Here is a 23,264-nt window from a genome sequence, read left to right on the forward strand (position 1 = left end):
GACCTCCGGGTCCCCTTTGTGCTGTATGCACGACTGCAGCATCAGACAGATGCGCCCTTCTTCGCCGAAAACTGGTTAAGCACGCTGACCGTCAAGGTTCGTAACGCCGCTGTTTCGGTGCGTTGCCTCTGTGCGGCGAGCGCGTCCACCTCCTGAACATAAAAAGCGCTGGGCATCAATCCGTCGACCAGGATTTAATCCCGACGCTTGCCCAACGCGCGGGTGACTCTGTCGACCGCTGCATCGAACGTGACTTGCCGCGCCTCCCTAGCCGCTTGATCCACAGGGTTACCCTGATGCTCTTGAAGCCTCGAGAGCTCGAACAGCGCCTCGATTTTTTCATCCATCCCCTCAAAGTCGGCCTTCGTCAAAGAATTGAGCTCCAGTGAGTGTTGGCGTCGAAGCTGCTTATTCCAAAACGTTTGCTCAACAAAAAAAACACTTTTTTCGTGGATATTCTGTTCGTCGACGAGCACCTTTTCATACGCGGTGTCAATCGTCGCCTGACTCACACCCGCAGAATCCGGGTACAGCATGCCGCGGGATTTCACCGGCAAATCCAGCTTCTGCGCCAACCGGGTTCGATAGGCCAGAATGACTTCAGCCTTCTCTGCGTAAGCCGGTCCTCGCATCTCAACATCAAGCTCAGCGATGATATCCACCAACCTCAGGCGAAATAGCCGCTCAGCAGTGCCAATAAGCGCAGCTTCAGCATCATGCTCCCCCGCCAATTCAAGCGATTTTTCGGCCAGCAACTCATTTTCAAGATTCATGAACTCAAGCGAACTCCCGTCACCGCAGGTGATGCGACCATCGGCAAACTTAAACAGAGACTCACGGATATCCTGACTTTGATGGGCCGCTTCAATCATGTCCCAGACACGCTCCGCCAGTTCCGGTCGGGTAACCCCGGATCGATACTCAGCGCAACGGGTGGTGTCAGCGACCACGGTGAAAAATGCCGTCGCCCCAGGGTTGGAGATGAGTCCGTCCCACATTTCACCACGACGGGCTTGCGCGCTTGCCGGGGAGTCATGCAGCCACAACCTTCGCGCGTCGACCTGCGTTACATGGTCGCCCGGCTGCTCGCCTTGAGCACTTGCGGGGTCAAACTCAGCGACAGGATTTTCATGCACGTTGATTCGCTCCGGATGCTGGGTCGCGTACTCAGGCAAAGCAGTGATCCGGTTTGTATGCAGATCGATCCAGTCCAGGTTGTTCAACCATTCGGCGCCTGTCGGAAAGGTGGTGGTTCCGGTATTCGCCAAGTACAGCTGGTTCAAATCACGCAGGTTGCGCAGATTGGCTGCCCATCCCAACTGACGGTTATGGGCGAGGTTAAGCGTGGTCAACTGCTGCATCCCTTCAAGGCGCACACGACTTTGCTCGGTCAGGCGAATGTCGTTACCGCTCAAGTCGAGCGTGGTCAATTGCGCTCCCCCCTCGGCAAACTCCGGCAATCGCGTGAAGTTGTTGCCGCTCATATCCAACCAGCGCACACCGCCAAACGCCTTCAAGAAAGGTAAGGACGCATCCGAAAGAGACATTCTCGATAATTCCAAACAATCCACATGGTTCAGGTTCGCTGTAATGGGAGGTAAATCACCGATTTGCTCATCAGACAAACGCAAGATGTATTCCATATTCTCGTGCAAAGGGTTCAGGGCCTGTTGTGAGCCTGAACGCTGCCAAGCGTATTTGATGTTCGCGGCGACCCTGCGCCTGGACTGGCGTTGATACCCATCACCTTCTCCCTCCCATGCCTCCAGCGCTGTCTCGAGTTGCCTGTACTCGCCGGTGAGCTCGTGCATTTTTGCCAAAAACTCAGTATCGCTGGCGCCTTGTAAATCCAGCATCAACTCCACCGCGTCGAGGTTTTTTGACGGATAAAGCACTAACGCAGCCTTTTCACAGGCAAAAGGCCGACGCCCAGCGCCGCCCACCGGGCTCAACGGATAACCGACGCGCCCATCGGCAAGACGCATTGGCGGTTTATACCGAGGCTTGATCGGCTGCATCCGCAACAACGCACGCAATTGATCGCGTGGCATCAGCGGCATTTGCTCCAGCGCCTGTTTCAGGCTCGCGCCGCCATCCTGGGCGGTCAGTTTCATCGCCACCCAATCCTTCGGTGAAACCGCTGACTGCACAGCCCCATAGATATCCGCCTGAGGGTTCAATACCGCAAATTTGTCATCTTGAACCTCATAAAGATTCTTGGGACCAAACTTGATAAAGCGGCGTGTGACCGCCGCATTCTTTGGCCCCAGAGAATCCAGCAGGCGTTCCCCTCCGGGCAACCGTTCGACGACATCAATACGCAAGTCCGCAGGCCAATCAGGCAGCGTCTCCAGGCTATGCAGCACCATGCGTTGCGTGTCGTCATTGGCCAGGGTTTCGCGGTACAGCCCCTCATACGCCCTCGCCAAACGCACCTGCTGCTGATAATGACGGGCCTCCTCAGCCACGCGTAACGGCACGCGATTACGCTCGCTGAGCACCTGCATTTCTGCGGAGTTGGCAGCGTTCAACAGCTCTTCCACAACCGTCTTGGGCAGCGACGCGAATGTGCGGTTGAGCAACCTTGCGGCCGCGCTTTCCGCACGCTCGGCGGCGGCATAGCGCTGAGCGAAAAGCTCAGACTGATACGCAGCCCTCTGTGAAGCCCTGACAGGAGGGGTTTCGTCTGCCACCCCAGTGTCCATTTCAAGTCGCTTGAAGGTATCGGTGAGTAGCGCGGGCAGTGGCGCCTGGTCTGCATGTACCTGGCGCAAAGTGTCCACTTCGGTGCCAGACATTTGCAGAATGCGTTCGAGCTTGATTGGTTCATTGGCAAAACGCTCTGCCATCGGGCCCAACCGGCGCATCAATTGCGACTCGGTGAATGTCAACGGGTTCTCGTGTTCATGTGCCCATCCCCCGGCAGGCGTACGGCTGACCCTTGGGGTATAGGCTGCAGGATTGTCCGGGTGCAGAATTTTATAGTCAGGACTGGAACCCACCCGCTCCACCCGGTAGTACGCGTTGTTTTCTCGCAGGTACAACCCTCCCTCATGCTCAAACAGTCCTTCCTCATTGACCGTGAGCTCATCGGGTATCGCAACCTGTCGCTGGTAGGGCCTTAAGTCCGGTGCGTACAAACGGACAGCGCCGTCAGGGCAACGCACATGGGCCAAACTCTCAACCAATGGCGTCTTGATCATCGGTAGCAACTTGGCGCCAATGACCGCCGACGCCACATTAAAGGCAATCGCCGAAACGTGGGCCCATGCCGCTTTTGTATCCCCGTCTTCCCAAGCCTCGATTCCCGATACGACCTCTTGCAGCATTTGCGCCGCCCCGATCAGCAACATGACGGGAGCCAACTGAGGAACGACAAAGGCGGCAACGTTCAATACATTCAAGGCGATACTGCCCAAGGAAGCCAGCCACTCGTTGCGCGCACGCTCATCCGCCGCCTCTGTGGAAACCGCCATCGCCTGCGCATTACTGAGCATCAGATCGATTTTTTGCCGTGTGTGGTCGCGCCACAACAACGAAAAACGAGTGCCATAACTAGCGGTGAGCGGTCTTATATTTTTTTTGGCGGAATCATAGTTTTCAGATTCAGCCAACTTGCCAGAGGGATCAAGGTGCCGCTTGAGCTTGGCAAAAAAATGACCTTGCTGCGCGTAGGGTATGAACTGACTGAAAAACTGCCGATAACTGGCCAGGCACAATCGCTCCAACAAATCTAACTTGAGCGCCGCCAAGTCTGCATACTCCTTCAACATACACACCGGGTCTCCCGGAATGAATGCCAAACACGGCTCGCTCAAATACACCACATTGCCACGCGTAGGGTAGTGAATGTTGATATGCCCGATAACAATAATTTGCTCCAGCGGCTGCCCCAGAAAGTTCAAATGCGAAAAGCTCACTAACTTATCGCGCCACTTCAACTCCGGCTGGTTAGCCGCCAATTGTTGTATCAACTGGTAGGCATCTTGATGGATATCCTTACGCCCAACTGCCACCTCGGCGGTAAATAGCAACTGATGCCTGGTCGCCCCCGTCATCACATTGCGCACGGCTGTTGCCATTGTGCCCATGTTGGCCTTGGGAGGGTCGGCAGGGCTGACAAACGACTCGACATGCGCCAGATAGCGCGCCCCCAGGTCCAATGTTCGGCACAGCCTGGCGAACACATGGGGCTCTATCGAGACTTTACGGTTGACAACTTCTACTTGATTAGGCCTCTCGGAAGAGGGGTACTGATGAAAATCATAGCGCGTGACAAGACTGGCATTTTTATTCGCAACCTCAAGGGTGTCTTCGATTGGAAAGTTATTTAATGCCGCCTCTATCAGACTGAGGCCTTTGTAGTAGCAATAACCAGAAGCCTGCTGCCCGAAGACCTCTGAACGGTCAGCCGGCATAAAGGCCTCACGCGCAAAAAACAGGCGCTTGACGTCGTAGTCTTCACCAAACTCTTCTTTCATTGCCGCCACTAAAAGCGGCTCGGAAAACGCCACGGCGCCTTTTAAGTCGTTAAAAATATCATCCAGTCTATTCAACGACTCGACACTACGTTCATAAGCTGCATTGAGGAAAGATTTTCTCTCGGACGATAAATCTTTATACCATTGAGGTATGACCAATAACGTTTCAGAAAACTCCTTTTTGCGCTTCAGGTCGGCGGCGTGAAACCAGGATGGCAACCGGTCCTTTATCACGCGTGCATGAACGCTCTGCAGCGCCGTTGATCGGTTACCGCTCAGTTGAATAAGATCACTCATTTGCCGAATACTCTTTGATAGAACAAACAATCACTATGAATCGTTCGTTCATCAAACAGCGATATTCACTTACCCCACGCCATAAGGTTAGTACTGACTGGCACACCGCGGACGCGCTTTCCCTCAGTCGTTGCGGGACGCCAACTCCTCGATACTGATCTCGCGCATGCGAAATTTCTGGACCTTGCCCGTCACCGTCATCGGAAACTCATCCACGAACTTGAAGTACTTGGGCGTCTTGAAGTGCGCGATACGTCCCTTGCACCACGTCTGGAGTTCCAGCTCACTGGCCACATGGCCCGGATGGAACTTGATCCACGCAACGATCGCTTCACCGTAGCGCTCATCCGGAATGCCGATGACCTGCACATCCGCTACCGCCGGATGGGTGAAGAAAAATTCTTCCAGCTCACGCGGGTACACGTTCTCGCCGCCACGAATGATCATGTCCTTGTTGCGCCCGGCGATGCACACGTAGCCATGGGCGTCCATGCTCGCCAGGTCGCCGGTGTGCATCCAGCCGGCGGCGTCGATGGCCTCGCGGGTGGCGTCGGGGTTGTTCCAGTAGCCGAGCATCACACTGTAGCCACGGGTACAAAGTTCGCCGATCTCGCCGCGCACAACGGTGTTGCCGTCGGCGTCGATGATCTTGTTTTCAAGTTGCGGCTGAGTGCGGCCAACCGTGGTCACGCGGCGCTCCAGATCGTCATCCGCGCCGGTCTGCAAGGACACCGGGCTGGTTTCCGTCATGCCATAGGCAATTTGCACTTCACTCATGTGCATCTCGCTGATCACGCGGCGCATGACTTCGATAGGGCATGTGGCGCCGGCCATGATGCCGGTGCGCAAGGTGGACAGGTCGAACTCACCAAGGCGCGGGTGATCGAGCATGGCGATGAACATGGTGGGCACGCCGTACAGACCGGTGGCGCGTTCTTCGGCGACGGCAGTGAGTGTCAGCAGTGGGTCGAAACCATCATTGGGATAAATCATGGTGGTGCCGTGGGTGATGCAACCCAGGTTGCCCATGACCATGCCAAAGCAGTGGTACAGCGGCACCGGGATCACCAGTCGGTCCTGCGCGGTCAGGCCCAGGCTTTCGCCGACCATGTAGCCGTTATTGAGGATGTTGTGGTGGCTGAGGGTGGCGCCCTTGGGGAAGCCGGTGGTGCCGGAGGTGTACTGGATATTCACGGGTTGGTCGAGATGCAGGCTGGCCTGGCGGCTGTGCAACTGTTCGGGAGGGACGCCTGCACCGAGGGCCAATAGCTGCGACCAAGGCATGAATCCTGGGGGAGGACTGGGGTCGAGGCTGATCATGCCGCGCAGGTCGGGTTTCAATTCCTGCAACATCGCATGGTAATCGGACGTCTTGAACGACCCGGCGCACACCAGCCACTGACAGCCGGATTGCTTGAGCACGTAGTCCAATTCACTGCTGCGGTAGGCCGGGTTGATATTCACCAGGATCACGCCGAGCTTGGCACTGGCAATCTGGCTGATGCACCACTCGGCGCAATTGGGTGCCCAGATGCCCAGACGATCGCCGGTCTGCATGCCCAGAGCGAGAAACGCACGGGCGTGCACATCGACCGCTTCGGCCAATTGCCGCCAGGTGTAGCGGTGCTGCTGATGACGCACCACCAAGGCCTCACCCTCGGGGAATTGCGCGACGGTTCGGTCAAAGGCTTGGCCAATAGTCATGGCCAGCAAGGTCTTGTCCTGGGAGCCACGGCTGTAGCTCTGGTTTGGTTGATCCATAACGACCCCTGTTGTCTTTTTTGTAGGTTGACGTAAACGTAAACTACGATTGACAGCGCCGCAACGCAAGCTTACGTTAACGTAAAGGTGAGCGCCCTCCCCTGGCGCACCCTCCACACAAAAACAACGCTCACATTAAGGTGCCTGTCCATGAGTTACCCGTCCCTGAACTTCGCCCTCGGTGAAACCATCGACATGCTGCGCGACCAGGTGCAGTCCTTCGTGAGCAAGGAAATAGCGCCGCGCGCGGCACAGATCGACAGTGACAACCTGTTCCCCGCCGACCTGTGGCAGAAATTCGGCGACATGGGCCTGTTGGGCATCACCGTCCCGGAAGAATACGGCGGCGCCGGCCTGGGTTACCTGGCCCACGTGGTGGCGATGGAAGAGATCAGCCGTGGCTCGGCCTCGGTGGCGTTGTCCTACGGCGCACACTCGAACCTATGTGTGAACCAGATCAATCGCAACGGTAACCACGCACAGAAACTCAAGTACCTTCCCAAACTCATCAGCGGCGAACACGTCGGCGCCCTGGCCATGAGCGAGCCGAATGCCGGTTCCGATGTGGTCTCGATGAAACTGCGCGCCGACAAACGCGGCGATCATTATGTGCTCAACGGCAGCAAGACCTGGATCACCAATGGCCCCGACGCCAGCACCTACGTGATCTATGCCAAGACCGACCTGGAGAAAGGCCCTCACGGCATCACCGCCTTCATCGTCGAGCGTGACTGGAAAGGCTTCAGCCGCAGCAACAAGTTCGACAAGCTGGGCATGCGCGGCTCCAACACCTGCGAGCTGTTTTTCGATGACGTTGAAGTACCCGAAGAAAACATCCTCGGCGTGCTCAATGGCGGCGTGAAAGTGCTGATGAGCGGCCTGGACTACGAACGCGTGGTGCTGTCCGGCGGCCCCACCGGGATCATGCAAGCCTGCATGGACCTGATCGTGCCCTATATCCACGACCGCAAGCAGTTCGGCCAGAGCATTGGCGAATTCCAGCTGATCCAGGGAAAGGTGGCCGACATGTACACCCAGCTCAACGCCAGTCGCGCCTATCTGTACGCGGTGGCCCAGGCTTGCGAGCGTGGCGAAACCACGCGCAAGGATGCGGCCGGGGTGATCCTTTACAGCGCCGAACGCGCCACGCAGATGGCACTCGACGCGATCCAGATCCTGGGCGGTAACGGCTATATCAATGAATTCCCTGCCGGTCGGCTGCTGCGGGACGCCAAGCTGTATGAAATCGGCGCCGGCACCAGTGAGATACGCCGGATGCTGATCGGTCGCGAACTCTTCAACGAAACCCGCTGAAGGAGCGCACCATGGCCACCTTGCATACCCAACTCAACCCACGTTCGGCGGAGTTCGCCGCTAACAGCGCGGCGATGCGCCAACAGGTCGACGCGCTGCACAGCCTGCTCGCTCACGTGCAGCAAGGCGGCGGCGCCAAGGCCCAGGAGCGGCACACCTCACGCGGCAAACTGTTGCCCCGCGAGCGCATCAACCGTTTGCTCGACCCCGGCTCGCCGTTCCTTGAACTCAGCCAACTGGCCGCCCATCAGGTGTATGGCGAAGACGTGCCTGCCGCCGGGGTGATTGCCGGGATCGGCCGGGTGGAAGGCGTCGAATGCATGATCGTCGCCAACGACGCGACGGTGAAAGGCGGCTCCTACTACCCGCTCACCGTTAAAAAACACCTGCGCGCCCAGACGATCGCCGAGCAGAACCGCCTGCCGTGCATCTACCTGGTGGACTCCGGCGGCGCCAACTTGCCGCGTCAGGATGAAGTGTTCCCCGACCGCGAACACTTCGGGCGGATCTTCTTCAACCAGGCCAACATGAGCGCCCGAGGTATCCCGCAGATCGCAGTGGTAATGGGCTCGTGTACCGCCGGTGGCGCCTATGTGCCGGCCATGGCCGACGAAGCGATCATGGTGCGCAACCAGGCCACCATCTTCCTTGCCGGCCCGCCGCTGGTGAAAGCCGCGACGGGTGAAGTGGTCAGCGCCGAAGACCTCGGCGGTGCCGATGTGCACTGCAAGATCTCTGGCGTGGCCGACCACTATGCCGACAGCGACGAACACGCGCTGGCACTGGCCCGGCGCAGCGTGGCCAACCTCAATTGGCGCAAACAGGGCGAGTTGCTGCAACGCCCGCCCGTGGCGCCGTTGTACAGCAGTGAGGAGCTGTATGGCGTGATCCCGGCCGATGCCAAGCAGCCCTTTGATGTGCGTGAAGTGATCACGCGGCTGGTGGACGGTTCAGTGTTCGATGAGTTCAAGGCGCTGTTCGGGACCACGCTTGTGTGCGGCTTTGCACACCTGCATGGTTACCCGATTGCGATCCTGGCCAACAACGGCATCCTGTTTGCCGAAGCCGCGCAAAAAGGCGCGCACTTTATCGAACTGGCCTGCCAGCGCGGCATTCCGCTGTTGTTCCTGCAGAACATCACCGGGTTCATGGTCGGCCAGAAATACGAAGCCGGTGGCATCGCCAAGCACGGTGCCAAGCTGGTCACCGCAGTGGCCTGCGCCAAGGTACCGAAGTTCACGGTGATCATCGGCGGCAGCTTTGGCGCCGGTAACTATGGCATGTGCGGCCGCGCCTATGACCCGCGCTTCCTGTGGATGTGGCCGAATGCACGCATCGGCGTGATGGGCGCCGAACAGGCGGCCGGCGTGCTGGTGCAGGTCAAGCGCGAGCAGGCTGAACGCGCCGGCGTGGGGTTCAGCGCCGAAGAAGAGTCCGCCATCAAGCAGCCGATCCTCGACCAGTACGAAACCCAGGGCCACCCCTACTACTCCAGCGCGCGCCTGTGGGACGACGGTGTGATTGACCCGTTGCAGACCCGTGACGTGCTGGCCCTGGCCTTGTCCGCTTCGCTGAATGCCCCCATCGAGCCGAGCCGCTTCGGCGTGTTCCGCATGTAAATGGAGCTGTATCCCATGAGCGACTTCAACACCCTCGAACTGATCACCGACCGCCGTGGCTTTGCCACGCTGTGGCTCAGTCGTGAAGCCAAGAACAACGCGTTCAACGCAGAGATGATCCGCGAACTGATCATCGCCCTCGACCACGTACAGGGTGATCCATCCCTGCGCTTTCTGGTGCTGCGCGGGCGCGGCAAGCATTTCAGCGCCGGGGCCGACCTGGCCTGGATGCAGCAATCGGCCGAGCTGGATTACCACACCAATCTGGACGATGCCCGTGAGTTGGCCGAGTTGATGTACAACCTGGCCAAGTTGAAAATCCCGACCCTGGCGGTGGTGCAAGGTGCGGCCTACGGCGGTGCGCTGGGCTTGATCAGTTGCTGTGACATGGCGATTGGTGCGGACGATGCGCAGTTCTGTCTGTCAGAAGTGCGCATTGGCCTGGCGCCGGCGGTGATCAGTCCGTTCGTGGTGCAAGCCATCGGCGAGCGTGCAGCACGGCGCTATGCGTTGACCGCTGAGCGCTTTGGTGGCCAACGGGCACGGGAGATCGGTTTGTTGGCGGAAAGCTATCCGATCAGCGAGTTGGATCAACAGGTCGAACAGTGGATTGCCAACCTCCTGCAAAACAGCCCGGCGGCCATGCGCGCCAGCAAGGACTTGCTGCGCGAAGTGGGCCACGGTGCCCTCACCCCGGCCCTGCGCCGCTATTGCGAAAACGCCATTGCGCGCATCCGTGTCAGCGCCGAAGGCCAGGAAGGCCTGCGCGCCTTCCTGCAAAAACGTCCACCCAGCTGGCAATCGCAGGAGCCGCGTTCATGAGCATGTTGACGACCCTACTGGTGGCCAACCGTGGCGAGATTGCTTGCCGAGTGATGCGCACCGCCAAGGCCATGGGCCTGACCACCGTGGCGGTGCACAGCGCCACTGACCGCGATGCGCGCCACAGCCGTGAGGCGGATATCCGCGTCGACCTGGGCGGCAGCAAGGCCACTGACAGCTACCTGCAAATCGACAAACTGATCGCTGCAGCCCAGGCCAGCGGTGCCCAGGCGATCCATCCGGGTTACGGTTTTTTGTCGGAGAACGCAGGTTTTGCCCGCGCGATTGAAGCGGCCGGATTGATCTTTCTCGGCCCGCCCGCCTCGGCCATCGATGCCATGGGCAGCAAGTCGGCCGCCAAGGCCTTGATGGAAACCGCCGGGGTCCCCTTGGTACCGGGTTACCACGGCGAAGCCCAGGACCTGGAGACCTTCCGCGCAGCCTGCGAGCGCATCGGCTATCCCGTGCTGCTCAAGGCTACGGCGGGTGGAGGCGGCAAGGGCATGAAGGTGGTCGAGGATGTCAGCCAGTTGGCCGAAGCCCTGGCCTCGGCACAGCGCGAGGCACTGTCGTCCTTCAGCAATGGGCAGATGTTGGTGGAAAAGTACCTGCTCAAGCCACGCCATGTGGAGATCCAGGTGTTTGCCGATCAGCATGGACATTGCCTGTACCTCAATGAACGTGACTGCTCGATCCAGCGTCGTCACCAGAAGGTCGTCGAAGAGGCGCCAGCACCGGGACTGAGTGTTGAACAGCGCAAGGCCATGGGCGAAGCCGCCGTGCGCGCCGCCCAGGCCATCGGCTATGTCGGCGCAGGCACCGTGGAGTTCTTGCTGGACGCACGCGGTGAGTTCTTCTTCATGGAGATGAACACTCGGCTGCAAGTGGAGCACCCGGTGACCGAGGCGATCACCGGCCTGGACTTGGTGGCCTGGCAAATCCGTGTCGCCCAGGGAGAGGCGTTGCCGATCACCCAGGAGCAGGTGCCGCTGGTCGGCCATGCGATCGAAGTGCGGCTGTATGCCGAAGACCCGGCCAATGACTTCCTGCCTGCCACCGGTCACCTGGCGCTGTACCGCGAATCCGCACCGGGCCCTGGGCGCCGCGTGGACAGCGGTGTGGAGCAAGGCGACAGCGTGTCGCCGTTCTACGATCCCATGCTCGGCAAGCTGATTGCCTGGGGTGAAGACCGTGAACAGGCGCGATTGCGATTGTTGGCCATGCTGGAGGAGTTTGCCATCGGCGGGCTCAAGACCAACCTGGGCTTCTTACGGCGGATTATCGGACACTCGGCATTTGCGGCAGCCGAGTTGGATACCGGGTTCATTCCGCGCTATCAGGAACAGTTGCTGCCGGCGCCTGGGGAATTGAGTGATGAATTCTGGCAAGCGGCGGGCGCGGCCTTCATTCAGAGCTTGCCGAAGGGTGATGGACCTTGGGGGGAGACGCGAGGGTTTCGTGCCGGGTTGCCTGCCGAAGTTTCGCTGCATCTGAGCTGCAATGGCCAGGATCGGTTAGTCACGCTGGCCGCGGATGCGCCGAACTTGCGAGGCGAACAGTTGCTGATCGAGCAACAAGGCGTGCGTCGCAGCCATCTGGCAGTTCGCAGCGGCACCCGCGTATTTTTGCGCTGGGACGGCGAGATGCAGGGCGTGACAGTGTCCGACCCGATTGCGGCGGTTGAGGCCAACCAGTCCCATCAAGGCGGCCTGACGGCGCCGATGAACGGCAGTATCGTGCGGGTGCTGGTGGAGGTCGGCCAAAACGTTGAGGCCGGCACGCAACTGGTGGTGCTGGAGGCCATGAAGATGGAACACAGCATCCGCGCGCCTCAAGCCGGGGTGATCAAGGCGCTGTTCTGCCAGGAAGGTGAAATGGTCGCAGAAGGTTGCGCGTTGGTGGAACTCGAACCGGCCGGCTAGAACTTTGCCGTGGCTTGCACAACGACGCCCAGGATATGGCAGTCATCAGTGAATGGCTGCTTTGGGTAGGTGGGATTGAGCGGCACCAGGTAGAGCTGGCCGCTTTCTTCCAGCAATTGGCGGAAGGTCGCCTGGGGGCACGCGGCCCATTGGGCGACCACCAGCTTGCCAGGCTCGGCCTGAATGGCCGGGTCGACCAGGATCAGCATGCCCGCGCTGATGCTCAGTCCGCTGGGCGCGGTCATAGCGTCGCCGCTGACCGGCAGCCAGAACGCTTCGCCCTGGGCATGGTAATCGGTAAGTTCAAAGCGGGCAGCGCCATAGGCCGCACGCTCTTCACGGACCTCGCACAGCCCGCTCCAATCGCTGACCGGGTAGCGGAAATACGGGGTGTAGTGCTTCTGCACAGGCACTTCCTCGGCCCGCTCGCGAATGTCCAGCGCGACTTCCAGATACCCCAACCCCAACGCCGCCAACACCCGGTTCATATCCACGACGCTAGGCGCACGGCGTTTATTGAGCCAATGCCCCACGCCGCCTTGAGACATGCCCAGGCGCTCAGCCAATTCACCCTGCGTGACCCTGCGGTCTTCCATGTTGGCCTTGACCAACGCTATCCAGTTATCCATGGGCGCTGACAATACGTCACGCAGTTTTCAGGGCAATAAACAGTTTGTAGTAATCCATAAAACGACATTAATACGATACGTACTATCATCGGACATAAGGTTTTTGACACCCACAACAGAGTACCGCCCCTTATGACGACCAGCCCGTATCCCCTACCCGAAACCTCTGAAGACCACGACCTGCGTAGCAGCGGTGCCGTCCGGCGCGCATTGGACTTTTACTTGAAAGAAGATATGTCGACGACAGCCCCTGACGACGCCCTGTTCGCCATCAAACCAGGCATCAGCCAGGAGGAAGCCCTGGTGCACGCCTCGGACCTGTTGCGCAGTGCCGCAGCCACGGCCTATGAATCTGCGAGCAGCCACCAGGGCAATCATCGCGACCTGGCGTTTTCGGTGGTGTACTTGATTGATATGGCGAAGGCGATGGTGGAGCGGTCGTTGCAGGCGCCAGCGGCTCGAGCGAACGGATAACAGGCGCAGAAGAAAAATATTTCTATCTAACGGATAAAAACATTTGACTTGCAAATGATAATGATTATTATTGGACCTAGCTGATCGCGAGATCAGTCGATAGACCAAGGGACCTTAGGTCGGACTCTTGGAATATCTCCTCATCAGGCTAATCACGGTTTTTGACCCGGCTCTTTGGCCGGGTCTTTTTTTTGCCAGTTTCCCTGGCATGGCTTCAGGCTAATGAAGACTGTGTGTTGCTCGATGGCACGCATGGTAGCAAAAGACCATCGTCAAAAGAAAGCCAGTCGAACGCTCTAGTCCAAACCTTTGCGAAATAGCGCTTGAGAATCAATCTCATAGATTCTAAGCTGCTGCGGCGTCAAGGATGACGCCCCCTCCCCCGTGCAATAATTTTGCGTCCAGTCTTTACCAGACTCCTGTGTAATATAGCCGCCACAACACTCATATTCAGGCAACCAGACTATGACCGTGGCCTTGACCTCCATTAAGATCAGCACCGACTTCGACAGTGGCAATATCCAGGTACTGGATGCCCACGATTCCCACCAGTTGTTGCTGGCGATCAAACCCGACACCCGTAGCCAGCATTTCCAATGGTTCCACTTCAAGGCCGAAGGCATGCACGTGGGCCACACCCACACTTTTCGCCTGAGTAACGCGGGTAAGTCTTCCTACCCACACGCGTGGAGCGGCTACAACGCCGTGGCGTCATACGACCATATCAACTGGTTTCGGGTGCCCTCGCGCTTTGATGGGGAAATCCTGCATATCAGCCTTGAGACCCGTGAGAGGCACGCCTGGATCGCCTATTTCGAACCCTACAGCCGTGAGCGTCACGACTGGCTGATCGAGCAAGCCTTGAACCGCGCCGGTACCCAACTGCTGGCCACCGGTAAAAGTGTCGAAGGCCGTGATATCCAACTGCTGCGTCGCGGCAAAGGCGGCGCCGGTCGACGCAAGGTCTGGATCATCGCCCAACAGCATCCTGGCGAACACATGGCCGAATGGTTTATGGAAGGCATCATCGAACGCCTGCAACAGGACGGTGATGACGAGTTGAAAAACCTGCTGAAAGTCGCCGACCTGTACCTGGTGCCCAACATGAACCCGGACGGCGCGTTCCACGGCCATCTGCGCACCAACGCCATGGGCCAGGACCTCAACCGCGCATGGCAGAGCGCCAGCCAAGCGATCAGCCCAGAAGTGTTGTTCGTGCAACAACAGATGGAAAAATACGGCGTCGACCTGTTCCTCGATATCCATGGCGACGAAGAAATCCCCTACGTCTTTACCGCCGGCTGCGAAGGCAATCCCGGCTACACCCCACGCATCGAGAGGCTGGAAAAACACTTCCGCAGCCACTTGAGCGGCCTGACCCGCGACTTCCAGACCACCTACGGCTACACCCGCGACCTGCCCGGCGAGGCCAATATGACCCTGGCGTGCAACGCGGTAGGCCAGCAATACGACTGCCTGTCACTGACCCTGGAGATGCCCTTCAAGGACAACGACGACGCCCCCAACGTTACAACCGGCTGGTCCGGTGAACGCTCCAAGCAACTGGGCAAGGACGTATTGAGCACGGTCGCCGATATCGTGACAGCCCTACGCTAACCCCAAGGAGCCGGCATGCCGGCTCCTACACACTCAGCGTTTACTGCCAGTCATGCTTTGCAACACACCATCGCGGCGGATGAACCCATGGAACAGCGCCGCCGCCAAGTGCAACAGCACCGTCAGGAACAGCAGGTACGCCAGAAATCCATGGGCCCTGCGCAGCACCGCGAACAACGGCGCATTCGCCCCCACCAGCGCCGGCAACTGCACCGAACTGCTGAGCATCACAGGGTCGCCCGCCGCCGAAATCATCGCCCAGCCCAGCAGCGGCAACACCAGCATCAGCGCATACAACACCAGATGGGACGCCTTGGCCGCCAGTACTTGCCACAGCGGCAAGTCGGCAGGCAACGGCGGTTGGCGCGTGGCGAAGCGCACGACCAAGCGCACGATCACCAAGGCCAGGATCGCGATCCCCAACGGCTTGTGCAGGTGGATCAACCATTCATGGCGCTCCGAAACAGAAGCCGCCAGGCCCGCGCCGATAAACAGCATGGCGATGACCATCAGCGCCATCAGCCAGTGCAGCAGGCGCGCCAGGGGTGCGAAAAACCGCGGTTGGGCATTCATGGTTTCGACTCCTGAGGGGCGTTGTGCAACGGGCTGACTTCACCGGCACGACGCAGGTACGAACTGGCGTACGCCGCCGACCGAGCTGCCAGCAACGGGTCATTGGAGGCTTCGATGCCGCTGGGCAGAATCAGTGGATCAAAATTGATATCGCGGCAATCGCCATCAGCCTGCGGCTGGCTGCTTTGCAGCACCAAGGTGCCGGCGTTGATGACTTTATGCTCGCCAGTCCAGGCCTTGCTTGCATCGTCCACCGGGTCGCCGGGGTTGGCCAGGGTCATGTTCAATTGCCAGCGCAACGGCCCGATCGCCAGGCGCTGGACCAGGTCCTTCTCCAGGAAATCACTGCCGGCGGCGGCGAGATCGCCCGCCGCATCCTGACGCTGCGGCACCACGCCCCAACGCACGGCCTGGCGCTTGCCATCGGCCCCTACCAGGAAGAACGCGTTGATACCGTTGTAGGTTTCGGTGGCATAACTGGCCGAAGGCTTGGCGGTCTTGACCCACGCCAGGAACGGCGCAGTCTCGGGATGGGCGGCAAAAAATGCCGGCATGCTCGCAGGGTCCGGCTTGCCGGTGGCAGGCTGCGGCGCACCGGCCTTGAGCATTTGGTAGAACGCCTCGGGCGTGCCCACCGGAAACACTGGCATGCTGTTCATGCCGGTGCGCCACTGCTGGCCGTTGGCCTGGCTGAATTGCACGGCAAAACTGCGGATCGGCACACTGCTGTCCGGCGCGTAGGGGTTACCGCTCGGCAAGGCGAACCGACCGATCAACGGCGTCCTGGGCTCGCTGAATACCTGGGCGCTGGAATAGGCACGAACTTGGGCACTACTCTCGAAATACCCGGCCACGCACACACCCTTGGCGTGGTTACGCCGGAAGCCAGGGTGCACGCCGTTGTTGGTTTCCAGGGCATTGACCAGGGTTTTAGGACGCAGGCGCTGTGGGTCGAGGGTGCCATTGACGTAGGCGAAAGCCCCCGCCACAACCGCAACCACGGCACCGATACCTGCCAGGCGCGCGATCAGGCTCGCAGTGCTCAGCGGAGGACGGGGCGGTGATGAGTGATCTACCATGAAGGAACTCCAGGGCCGAAGGCCTTAGGGGTGAACATAATGAGAGGTGAACATAAGGTCGGAGCATTAAGACGAACGTCGATCGGCTCTATTCCCTGGCCTTTGATTTATTTCCCAGGATCGGGAATAACCGTACACGCCGCACGTCTCTCTAGTCCCAGCGTAGTGACCAGCCAGATTCCCATGCATGAACTCGACGAACAGTTACGTGAACTCATCCCCAGGCTGCGGCGTTTTGCCGTGTCCCTGACCCGTAACGCCAGCAGCGCCGACGACCTGGTGCAGTCGACCCTGGAGCGGGCGATCATCAGCTGGGCCGACAAACGCGTTGAAGGCGACTTGCGCGCCTGGCTGTTTTCGATCCTCTACCGGCAGTTCCTCGATGCCCACCGTCGCACCCGGCGCTATGCGCGCATGCTGGAATTCTTCACCGGACGCGACGATGCGCAGCCGTCGGTGGAACGTACGGTGATCGCCCAAGCGACCCTGCAAGCCTTCGACCAACTCAACACCGAGCAGCGCGCGGTGCTGTTGTGGGTTTCGGTCGAAGGCCTGAGCTACAAGGAAATCGCCGAGATTCTTGAGGTGCCCATCGGCACCGTGATGTCGCGCCTGTCACGGGCGCGCCAAGCCTTGCGTCAACTCAGTGATGGCGAAATTGCCAGCCCTTCCCTGCGGATACTCAAATGATCAGCCTGCCCCCCAGCGAACGCGATTTGCATGCCTACGTCGATCACCAACTGCTGGAGAGTGATCGCCGCATGCTTGAAACCTACTTGGCCGCCCACCCGGATGTCGCCGCCCAGGTCCACGCCTGGCAACACGACGCGCAGTTGCTGCGTGCCGCGCTGGGCGGTGCCCTGCAACAGCCGGCCAACCCGGACCTGGACCCGGCGCTGATCCGCCAGCGCATCAAGCGTCAATCACAGCGCTATTTTGCTACGGCCGCCGTGCTGCTGATCGCTATCAGCCTCGGCGGTATCGGTGGCTGGCACGCCCGTGAAGCCACCCAGCCCGCCCAACTGCCCATGGCCGATGCGATGCAGGCGTTCCGCTTATTCGCCCAGGACGGCATCATGCCCGCCGACTACAAAGTGCAAGGCAGTGGCACGATGCAGGCCTGGCTCGACCGCTACTTCAACCAGGCACACCGCCTGCCGGACCTGAGTGCTTCCGGGTTCACACCGGTCAGCGGGCGCCTGCTCACCACCGAGCAAGGCGCCGCGGCCATGGTGCTATATGAGGACCCGCAAGGCCGGCGCATCAGTTTCTATATCCGCCCACCGGGACCGGAAAACGGTTTCCTGCCAAGGGGCAGCCGCAGTGCCGATGGTTTGCAGGCCCAATATTGGTCCGGTGCCGGCTACAACTATGCGGTGGTCAGCCCGGCAGACCAGCCCACTCCGGCGATGCTGAAGTTCTAGAAGCCCACGTCGAGTACCACGTTGTCGAGGTAGGTGCCGGCCGGCGGAGTGGTTTGATCGCTATAGATCCTGGCGTTGTAGTTGAACACCTGGCTGCCGGTGCCCAGGCCATTGCCGGGGTTGACCTCGGCGGTGGAGCTGTCGCGACGCGCCGCGCCCACACTGCCCCAACGGGTGGTGCCGGCGCTTTTGAAGATGTCGTAGGCCAGGTAGTTGCTGCCTGAGATCATCCGCCGCCGCCCGCCCGCGCTGACGGAATTCTGGCCGTCGCTCAACCCTACGCTGTACGCACTGCCCTTGGTGCAGGAAATGCTCGCCTGCCCGGTCACCGTGGTGAAACCACTGATCACCGGGGCGCTGCCGAAACTGATATTGGGCGCGGTGATCTGGCAGTCATTGGTGACGGTCATGCTCACCGTCAAAGCGGCGGTACCACTGCCGATGTCACGGCCCAGGCAGACACCGCCAATGCCAATCCCCGAGCAGTAGTTCCAGTTCCAGGCAATGTTCAAGGTCTCGGTGTACAAGCCAGCGGCGACGTTGCTGCCGGTGATGCTGCTCACGTACAGCGGCACGGTTTTCGAGCCAGGCCCCGCGATCAACCCGATGCTCTGGGCAATGCCCCCCGCCCCGCCAAAATCGAATTGCGCCCCACGGGTTATCGGAAAGCTGGTGCTGTTGTTGGCGTAGATCGTATAGCCGATGACGTCACCGGTAGGCCCGACCATGCCGGTCTTGGAGGAGGTGATCGTCGCGTAGAAATGGTCGGAGGACACCAGCAGCGAGATCAATGCCGAGGTGCAGCTCAACCCTGAGTTGGCTGTCGACGTGGCCTGCGCCGCCGTGCGTACCGTCATCGAGCTGATCGACCCGAAGCTCGCCGGCAGCGTGGTCACCACCGAACACGCTGCCATGGCCTGGCCCGAGAACACTACGCCTACGACAGACAGCCACCCCAGCCCCCTCATTGGCACACCAACGGCCCGATCAGCGGCACGCCTTGTTGCTGTTCGTCCATGTCGAATCGCGCCTGGCACGTACGCCCTTCACCCAACGTGACCTGCAAGGTGTTATGCGCCGAGAGGTTTTCCAGGTACACCAGGCCATCCCAGCCGACCACCGCCTGCTGGTTGCTCTGCTCGTGCACCACCAGGCTGCCCAGGGGCAGTTCCTGATGCTCGGTGTCCACCAGGGTGACGCTGGCTGCGAGCACCCGACGCAGCGGGAACTCCAGCAGGTAGCCACTGCCACGGCGCACCGACACACGCTGCTCCACATTCGGGCTCTGCACGTTGAGCGGCAGGTTCAGCGGATCGATTTCATATTTGGCGCGGTAGTACGCGCTGCTCCATGGCACCAGCAAGTGGCCATTACGGTCGGTTTCACCCACCAGTTGGTTTTCATAGCGCACCGGAATCCCGGCGAAGCCCTGAGTACTCACCACCACAAACGCATCATTGATACGGTTGGCGGCAAACATATCGCCGCCCATCCACACCAGCGAGCCACTGGCATCCGCCCAACGCGTCTCGGCGTCACTGCTGCCGTACACGCCGGCCTGCAACTGCACCGACTGCAAGCGCCAGGTCAGGTCAGCCTGCCGGTACGCCGCGCCATCGCCCTGGGCATAACCGAGGTTGTAGCCCACCCCGCCCTCGCTCGGCACCGCGCTGCTGTAATTGAGGCGCTGGCGACTGGCGCCATCCTTGCTGCGCTCGGTGCTCACGGCCAGGCTGCCGTTGAGGTCGAACGGGATAACCAACTGCGCCTGCATCGCCCAGTTACTGTCGCCGGTCTCACGGTTGGCCGACAGGTAGAAACTGGTGTTGTGCCACAGGGGTTTGCTCCAGCTCAGGTTGAGCAAGCGCGTGCGCGAATCGTCCGCTGCCTGCACGTCGAAGTAACCTACGCCCAGGCTGCCGAAGCGCTCAAGGTTGAGGCTCAAGGTCACTTGCTCGCTGCGTTTGCTGAGGCTGGCATAGGGGGTGTCGACCAGAGTCAGGTCGGCGTACTCGTCGCGCCGTTCGACCCGCTGGTACGACAGGCTGTAGCGCGTGCTGTTGTATGAATACCCCAGGCTCAGTTGCTGGCCGCTGCGCCCTTCGAACTGGCTTTGGCTGACGGCAGTGTTGAGCACGCCGAAGTTGCCTAGCCGCAGGTTGCCACCCAGGCCGCCGAGGGTCAGGTCACTGGAGGCTTCGGCGTGGCTTTCCAGAGTCAGGTTGTCGGAATAACCATAACGAAAGGTGCCGCTGGCAACGCCAGGCCCGTAGGCGAAATCCTTCAAGGTGTATTCCCGGCGCAAGGAACCGGCGGCCACCGAGAAATCCGTCAGGCCTTTTTGCAGCAGCGAACTCGTCACATAAAACGGCACCGTGGTCGACACCTGGCGACCCAGCGCGTCGGTGGTCACCACCACCGCCTCACCGGCACCATTGATAAATGGCACGTTGGTCAGGGTGTAAGGCCCTGGTTGCAGCAACGCGCTGTCGGATTTGTAGCCGTTGATAAACAGGTCCACCGACGACGGCACCGCGGCCTCACCGGCAAATTGCGGCAAGGGGTAGGTCACCAGGTCCGGGCGCACGGCGAAGTCCCGTGAAAACTGCACCCCACCCAGACGCACCGAGCTGCTCCAGGGCAAGGCGCCGCTGATCACGTCACCGGCCTCGTAGGTCAGCAGTCGTTCGTCATCGGAGAAACGCCAGGTAGTGTCATAGCGCCGGTAGCCGTTGTTGAAGGTACTGCTGCTGACGCCATCGGCCAGGGTCTGGCGGTATTGCCCGGTATTGGACAAGGTGCCCCAGGTATCGAACAGCCGCACTTCGTTCCAGGCGGCGAGGTAGCTGCCGCCTTCGTCGGTATCGTTGAAGTACAGGTCATAGTTGAGCAAGGCGCCGAAACTGCTCATCGCCTGGGTGCGCGGGTAGGTGTTGCGGTTGCCGATGAACTGTTCCTTCAGCCAGGCAGGCGGCACATCCAGCAGCAGGCGTTGACCATTGCTGTCGTAGTCACTGTGCAGGCCTGGGATGGTGTCCAACGCCACGCTGCCACTCAGGTCACCGGGTAGTTTCATGCCCACATCCTGCAACGCGCTGGCGGGGACAAAGAGCTTCCCGGCACGTTGATCGACCGCGATGACGCGACCGGTGTCCATCTGGTTGACCACCAGCTCCAGAAACAACTGTGCATCGGCGACAGCCTCCATACTGCTCGGCGGCGGTGGCAGGTCGCCAGCCACGCCCTGGGGCGCAACCATGGCGGCCCATAGCCCGCTTACCACTGCCACCGACGGCCATAGACGACGAGCCCGACCACGACTCACACATGGCGTTGTGTCCTTCAATGGACATCTCCATCCGTTTAAATCCCGGAGCGTCCCGCCCCGCTACACTCGGTTACCGCTTCGGCGCCAGGTTCTCCAACTGTTGCGCACCGTTGACCCTGACTTGCAGGGGCTGATCAGCCGACAGCGCATCCGGCACTGGCCAACGCATGGTCGCGCCCGGTAGCACGTAGCCCAACAGGCCATCCACCAGGGGTTTGGTCTGGCCGCCCTGTTTGAATGAGGCATCGGTGAGGCGCGCATGCACGGCGCCCTGGTTACGCACCTCGATGTAGTTGCGCCCCGCCACCGTAACCTTGTGCCAGCTCAAGTCTGGCTTGCCTGCTCCCTTGGGGTCGCGCTGGCGTGTGCTGTCTTCCTTGCTCCACAGGCCGGCGCCATAGGCAAACAGCGGCACCGAGTAACGCATCTGGAAGCGAATCGCCGCCGCAGTGTTCTTGCCCTCCGGCGGTGTCGGCACCTGCAAGGGCGAAGGGATTTCATCGATGATGATGCGGTAGGCCAACTCTTGTCCCGGCGGGACTTCGCGGGTGCGGGTCAGGCGTACCAGTTGTTTCTGCCCAGGCTCGATTCGCGCAACCGGCGGGCTGCCAATCACATCGCGCTGGTTCTGGTATTGCTCGTCAAAGCCGCTCTGGCTCCAGGCAAATACACGAATCTGCAGGCTCGCGGTTTCGCTTCCACGGTTTTCCAACCACAACGCACTGGCCTGTTGATCGGCCTCCAGCACCGGGTCGATGGGCCAGATCAGCACCGAACTGGCTGCCTGTACGAACCCCGCCGTGCACACCGCACTCAAGGCAATACCCGCGGCCCACAGCCGCCGGGAAGGTGAACGCATAACCCCACTCCTTATACCGATTGCCTTACCACGTCAGCTGCACCTGCAGCGTGTCGCTGTATGTCCCCCCAGGCTGATTGCCCGGCAATTGCACCCGCCCGTAGATCGGCAGGCTGATGTTGTTCGCATCGCTGTACGCCACATTGACGCTCTGGCCGATCCCCAGGCTCTGGCTGAACGCCGCATCCCGAAACAACTGGTAAGCCACCCGCGCGCTGCCGCTGTTGAGCTGCAGATTGCGCCCGGTGCTGCTGTGCAGGCCGCCGTCGACACTCATGCTCAATGTCACCCCCGGCGTGCATTGCAAGGTGACACCCCCGGTCAACGCCGCCGTGACCGTACTGGTGGCCAGGGCCGAGTAACTGCCGTAGGTCAACGCGCCGTAATTGGAGCCCCCGCCCACAATCAGACAACCCGGCGTGATAGTCGCGCTCACCTGGAAGCTCTGGCTGGTCACCGCCGACAACGGCAGCGGCACCGCCAGCCCACAGGCCAGCAACACTCTGAGCCACATCGCTAGAACGTCAGTTCCACGGCCACGGTGTCGGTGTAGGTGCCGGCTGGCAGACCCGCCTTGCCCACCGCCCGACCGTAGAGGTTGACGGTTTGCGCCACGCCGGTACTGGTGGCGAGCGTGATCACGCCGTCAATCGCCAACAGCGCGGAGTGGCCGCTGTCAGTGTAGAAGTCGTAGGGCACGAAGTTGCCTGCACCGTCGGCCAACGCACGACTGCCACCCGGGGACGCACCGTCATGGGCACCGGCACGCACCTTGACCGCTGGCGTGGTGCCGCTGGAACACAGGATCGACAGCGCCCCGCCGGTGCCGGTGCCGCCAAGCAACTGGGCATCGGCGTTGGTGAACAGGCTGTTGGTGGTGCCGAAGTTCAAGCTACCGAAGTTCAGCCCGGTCGCCGCACCGGAACCGTTGACCTGGCAACTGGCGATCAATATCAGGCTCGATGTGATCTGGCCGGTGACCGTGGTTGCCGCATTGAGGTTGGAGGCCATTGCCAGCCCCAGCGCGCAAGCGCCTAAACGCGAAACAAGTACATGCATGGTGTT

18 protein-coding genes are annotated in these 23,264 nt (G+C 60.4%); 8 read left to right on the forward strand and 10 right to left on the reverse strand.

Annotated features, from left to right (window positions below; all coding sequences use genetic code 11):
* Positions 1 to 194 precede the first annotated feature (194 nt).
* Together ACP7C6_RS02150 and ACP7C6_RS02155 are read right to left on the reverse strand one after the other, a co-directional pair.
* On the reverse strand, positions 195 to 4,778 hold the full coding sequence (locus tag ACP7C6_RS02150) for an NEL-type E3 ubiquitin ligase domain-containing protein (RefSeq protein WP_426108202.1): 4,584 nt from the start codon (positions 4,776 to 4,778) through the stop codon (positions 195 to 197).
* A 123-nt stretch (positions 4,779 to 4,901) separates the two neighbouring features.
* The gene (locus ACP7C6_RS02155) at positions 4,902 to 6,539 is read right to left on the reverse strand and encodes an AMP-binding protein (protein WP_426108203.1); all 1,638 of its coding nucleotides are present in this window, start codon (positions 6,537 to 6,539) and stop codon (positions 4,902 to 4,904) included.
* Between the two features lie 150 nt (positions 6,540 to 6,689).
* Between ACP7C6_RS02155 and ACP7C6_RS02160 the strand changes: the two genes are divergently transcribed.
* From ACP7C6_RS02160 to ACP7C6_RS02175, 4 genes are read left to right on the forward strand one after another with little or no spacing between them, the layout of a single operon-like run.
* Positions 6,690 to 7,853 carry an isovaleryl-CoA dehydrogenase gene (locus ACP7C6_RS02160; RefSeq protein ID WP_028616896.1) on the forward strand — a complete coding sequence of 388 codons (1,164 nt, stop codon included), beginning with the start codon at positions 6,690 to 6,692 and terminating at the stop codon, positions 7,851 to 7,853.
* An 11-nt stretch (positions 7,854 to 7,864) separates the two neighbouring features.
* Positions 7,865 to 9,472: a carboxyl transferase domain-containing protein gene (locus tag ACP7C6_RS02165; RefSeq protein WP_028616897.1), complete on the forward strand. Its 1,608-nt coding sequence runs from the start codon at positions 7,865 to 7,867 to the stop codon at positions 9,470 to 9,472.
* Positions 9,473 to 9,487: 15 nt separating this feature from the next.
* Positions 9,488 to 10,294 (forward strand): gamma-carboxygeranoyl-CoA hydratase, encoded by an 807-nt coding sequence (locus tag ACP7C6_RS02170; RefSeq protein WP_028616898.1) that lies wholly within the window; start codon positions 9,488 to 9,490, stop codon positions 10,292 to 10,294.
* A complete protein-coding gene (locus ACP7C6_RS02175; RefSeq protein ID WP_426108204.1) occupies positions 10,291 to 12,216 on the forward strand; it encodes an acetyl/propionyl/methylcrotonyl-CoA carboxylase subunit alpha in 1,926 nt (641 codons plus the stop codon). Before ACP7C6_RS02170 ends, ACP7C6_RS02175 begins: the two co-directional genes overlap by 4 nt.
* On the opposite strand, the gene ACP7C6_RS02180 is transcribed toward ACP7C6_RS02175, so the two are convergent.
* Entirely contained in the window at positions 12,213 to 12,845 is a 633-nt protein-coding gene (locus tag ACP7C6_RS02180; RefSeq protein WP_426108205.1) for a LexA family protein, read from the reverse strand. The genes ACP7C6_RS02175 and ACP7C6_RS02180 overlap by 4 nt on opposite strands.
* 132 nt (positions 12,846 to 12,977) lie before the next feature.
* Between ACP7C6_RS02180 and ACP7C6_RS02185 the strand changes: the two genes are divergently transcribed.
* Entirely contained in the window at positions 12,978 to 13,319 is a 342-nt protein-coding gene (locus tag ACP7C6_RS02185) for a DUF6124 family protein (RefSeq protein ID WP_426108206.1), read from the forward strand.
* Between the two features lie 465 nt (positions 13,320 to 13,784).
* A complete protein-coding gene (locus ACP7C6_RS02190) occupies positions 13,785 to 14,936 on the forward strand; it encodes a M14 family metallopeptidase (protein ID WP_028616902.1) in 1,152 nt (383 codons plus the stop codon).
* A 33-nt stretch (positions 14,937 to 14,969) separates the two neighbouring features.
* Here the strand turns inward: ACP7C6_RS02190 and ACP7C6_RS02195 are convergent, their stop codons facing one another.
* The gene (locus ACP7C6_RS02195; protein WP_028616903.1) at positions 14,970 to 15,509 is read right to left on the reverse strand and encodes a cytochrome b; all 540 of its coding nucleotides are present in this window, start codon (positions 15,507 to 15,509) and stop codon (positions 14,970 to 14,972) included.
* Positions 15,506 to 16,588: a catalase family peroxidase gene (locus ACP7C6_RS02200; protein ID WP_308907698.1), complete on the reverse strand. Its 1,083-nt coding sequence runs from the start codon at positions 16,586 to 16,588 to the stop codon at positions 15,506 to 15,508. The genes ACP7C6_RS02195 and ACP7C6_RS02200 overlap by 4 nt, the downstream gene beginning before the upstream one ends.
* 183 nt (positions 16,589 to 16,771) lie before the next feature.
* Between ACP7C6_RS02200 and ACP7C6_RS02205 the strand changes: the two genes are divergently transcribed.
* Complete coding sequence (locus ACP7C6_RS02205; protein ID WP_068935101.1) at positions 16,772 to 17,278, forward strand: RNA polymerase sigma factor; 507 nt, start codon at positions 16,772 to 16,774, stop codon at positions 17,276 to 17,278.
* Positions 17,275 to 18,012, forward strand: coding sequence for an anti-sigma factor family protein (locus tag ACP7C6_RS02210; RefSeq protein WP_426108207.1), 738 nt, complete (start codon positions 17,275 to 17,277; stop codon positions 18,010 to 18,012). The genes ACP7C6_RS02205 and ACP7C6_RS02210 overlap by 4 nt, the downstream gene beginning before the upstream one ends.
* Here ACP7C6_RS02210 and ACP7C6_RS02215 read toward each other — a convergent pair.
* From ACP7C6_RS02215 to ACP7C6_RS02235, 5 genes are all read right to left on the reverse strand, one after another.
* A complete protein-coding gene (locus tag ACP7C6_RS02215) occupies positions 18,009 to 18,926 on the reverse strand; it encodes a Csu type fimbrial protein (protein ID WP_050587889.1) in 918 nt (305 codons plus the stop codon). The two genes, ACP7C6_RS02210 and ACP7C6_RS02215, sit on opposite strands and share 4 nt — an antisense overlap.
* A 50-nt stretch (positions 18,927 to 18,976) precedes the next feature.
* Positions 18,977 to 21,271: a fimbria/pilus outer membrane usher protein gene (locus ACP7C6_RS02220; RefSeq protein ID WP_426108319.1), complete on the reverse strand. Its 2,295-nt coding sequence runs from the start codon at positions 21,269 to 21,271 to the stop codon at positions 18,977 to 18,979.
* A 139-nt stretch (positions 21,272 to 21,410) separates the two neighbouring features.
* The gene (locus ACP7C6_RS02225) at positions 21,411 to 22,199 is read right to left on the reverse strand and encodes a fimbrial biogenesis chaperone (RefSeq protein WP_122729167.1); all 789 of its coding nucleotides are present in this window, start codon (positions 22,197 to 22,199) and stop codon (positions 21,411 to 21,413) included.
* Positions 22,200 to 22,224: 25 nt separating this feature from the next.
* Positions 22,225 to 22,713 carry a Csu type fimbrial protein gene (locus ACP7C6_RS02230; RefSeq protein ID WP_028616910.1) on the reverse strand — a complete coding sequence of 163 codons (489 nt, stop codon included), beginning with the start codon at positions 22,711 to 22,713 and terminating at the stop codon, positions 22,225 to 22,227.
* Positions 22,714 to 22,715: 2 nt separating this feature from the next.
* Positions 22,716 to 23,258: a Csu type fimbrial protein gene (locus ACP7C6_RS02235; protein WP_025999725.1), complete on the reverse strand. Its 543-nt coding sequence runs from the start codon at positions 23,256 to 23,258 to the stop codon at positions 22,716 to 22,718.
* Positions 23,259 to 23,264: the final 6 nt, after the last annotated feature.

The sequence above is a fragment of the Pseudomonas sp. TWR1-1-4 genome, assembly GCF_049897165.1.
GTDB classification, from domain to species: domain Bacteria; phylum Pseudomonadota; class Gammaproteobacteria; order Pseudomonadales; family Pseudomonadaceae; genus Aquipseudomonas; species Aquipseudomonas canadensis.

Coding starts and splice junctions, on each gene's coding strand:
- ACP7C6_RS02225 (WP_122729167.1), bottom strand. CDS start 22,199: ATGCGTTCACCTTCCCGGCGGCTGTGGGCCGCGGGTATTGCCTTGAGT.
- ACP7C6_RS02230 (WP_028616910.1), bottom strand. CDS start 22,713: ATGTGGCTCAGAGTGTTGCTGGCCTGTGGGCTGGCGGTGCCGCTGCCG.
- ACP7C6_RS02200 (WP_308907698.1), bottom strand. CDS start 16,588: ATGGTAGATCACTCATCACCGCCCCGTCCTCCGCTGAGCACTGCGAGC.
- ACP7C6_RS02215 (WP_050587889.1), bottom strand. CDS start 18,926: ATGGCAGCGTGTTCGGTGGTGACCACGCTGCCGGCGAGCTTCGGGTCG.
- ACP7C6_RS02180 (WP_426108205.1), bottom strand. CDS start 12,845: ATGGATAACTGGATAGCGTTGGTCAAGGCCAACATGGAAGACCGCAGG.
- ACP7C6_RS02160 (WP_028616896.1), top strand. CDS start 6,690: ATGAGTTACCCGTCCCTGAACTTCGCCCTCGGTGAAACCATCGACATG.
- ACP7C6_RS02190 (WP_028616902.1), top strand. CDS start 13,785: ATGACCGTGGCCTTGACCTCCATTAAGATCAGCACCGACTTCGACAGT.
- ACP7C6_RS02185 (WP_426108206.1), top strand. CDS start 12,978: ATGACGACCAGCCCGTATCCCCTACCCGAAACCTCTGAAGACCACGAC.
- ACP7C6_RS02205 (WP_068935101.1), top strand. CDS start 16,772: ATGCATGAACTCGACGAACAGTTACGTGAACTCATCCCCAGGCTGCGG.
- ACP7C6_RS02165 (WP_028616897.1), top strand. CDS start 7,865: ATGGCCACCTTGCATACCCAACTCAACCCACGTTCGGCGGAGTTCGCC.
- ACP7C6_RS02155 (WP_426108203.1), bottom strand. CDS start 6,539: ATGGATCAACCAAACCAGAGCTACAGCCGTGGCTCCCAGGACAAGACC.
- ACP7C6_RS02195 (WP_028616903.1), bottom strand. CDS start 15,509: ATGAATGCCCAACCGCGGTTTTTCGCACCCCTGGCGCGCCTGCTGCAC.
- ACP7C6_RS02220 (WP_426108319.1), bottom strand. CDS start 21,271: ATGGTTGCGCCCCAGGGCGTGGCTGGCGACCTGCCACCGCCGCCGAGC.
- ACP7C6_RS02150 (WP_426108202.1), bottom strand. CDS start 4,778: ATGAGTGATCTTATTCAACTGAGCGGTAACCGATCAACGGCGCTGCAG.
- ACP7C6_RS02170 (WP_028616898.1), top strand. CDS start 9,488: ATGAGCGACTTCAACACCCTCGAACTGATCACCGACCGCCGTGGCTTT.
- ACP7C6_RS02210 (WP_426108207.1), top strand. CDS start 17,275: ATGATCAGCCTGCCCCCCAGCGAACGCGATTTGCATGCCTACGTCGAT.
- ACP7C6_RS02235 (WP_025999725.1), bottom strand. CDS start 23,258: ATGCATGTACTTGTTTCGCGTTTAGGCGCTTGCGCGCTGGGGCTGGCA.
- ACP7C6_RS02175 (WP_426108204.1), top strand. CDS start 10,291: ATGAGCATGTTGACGACCCTACTGGTGGCCAACCGTGGCGAGATTGCT.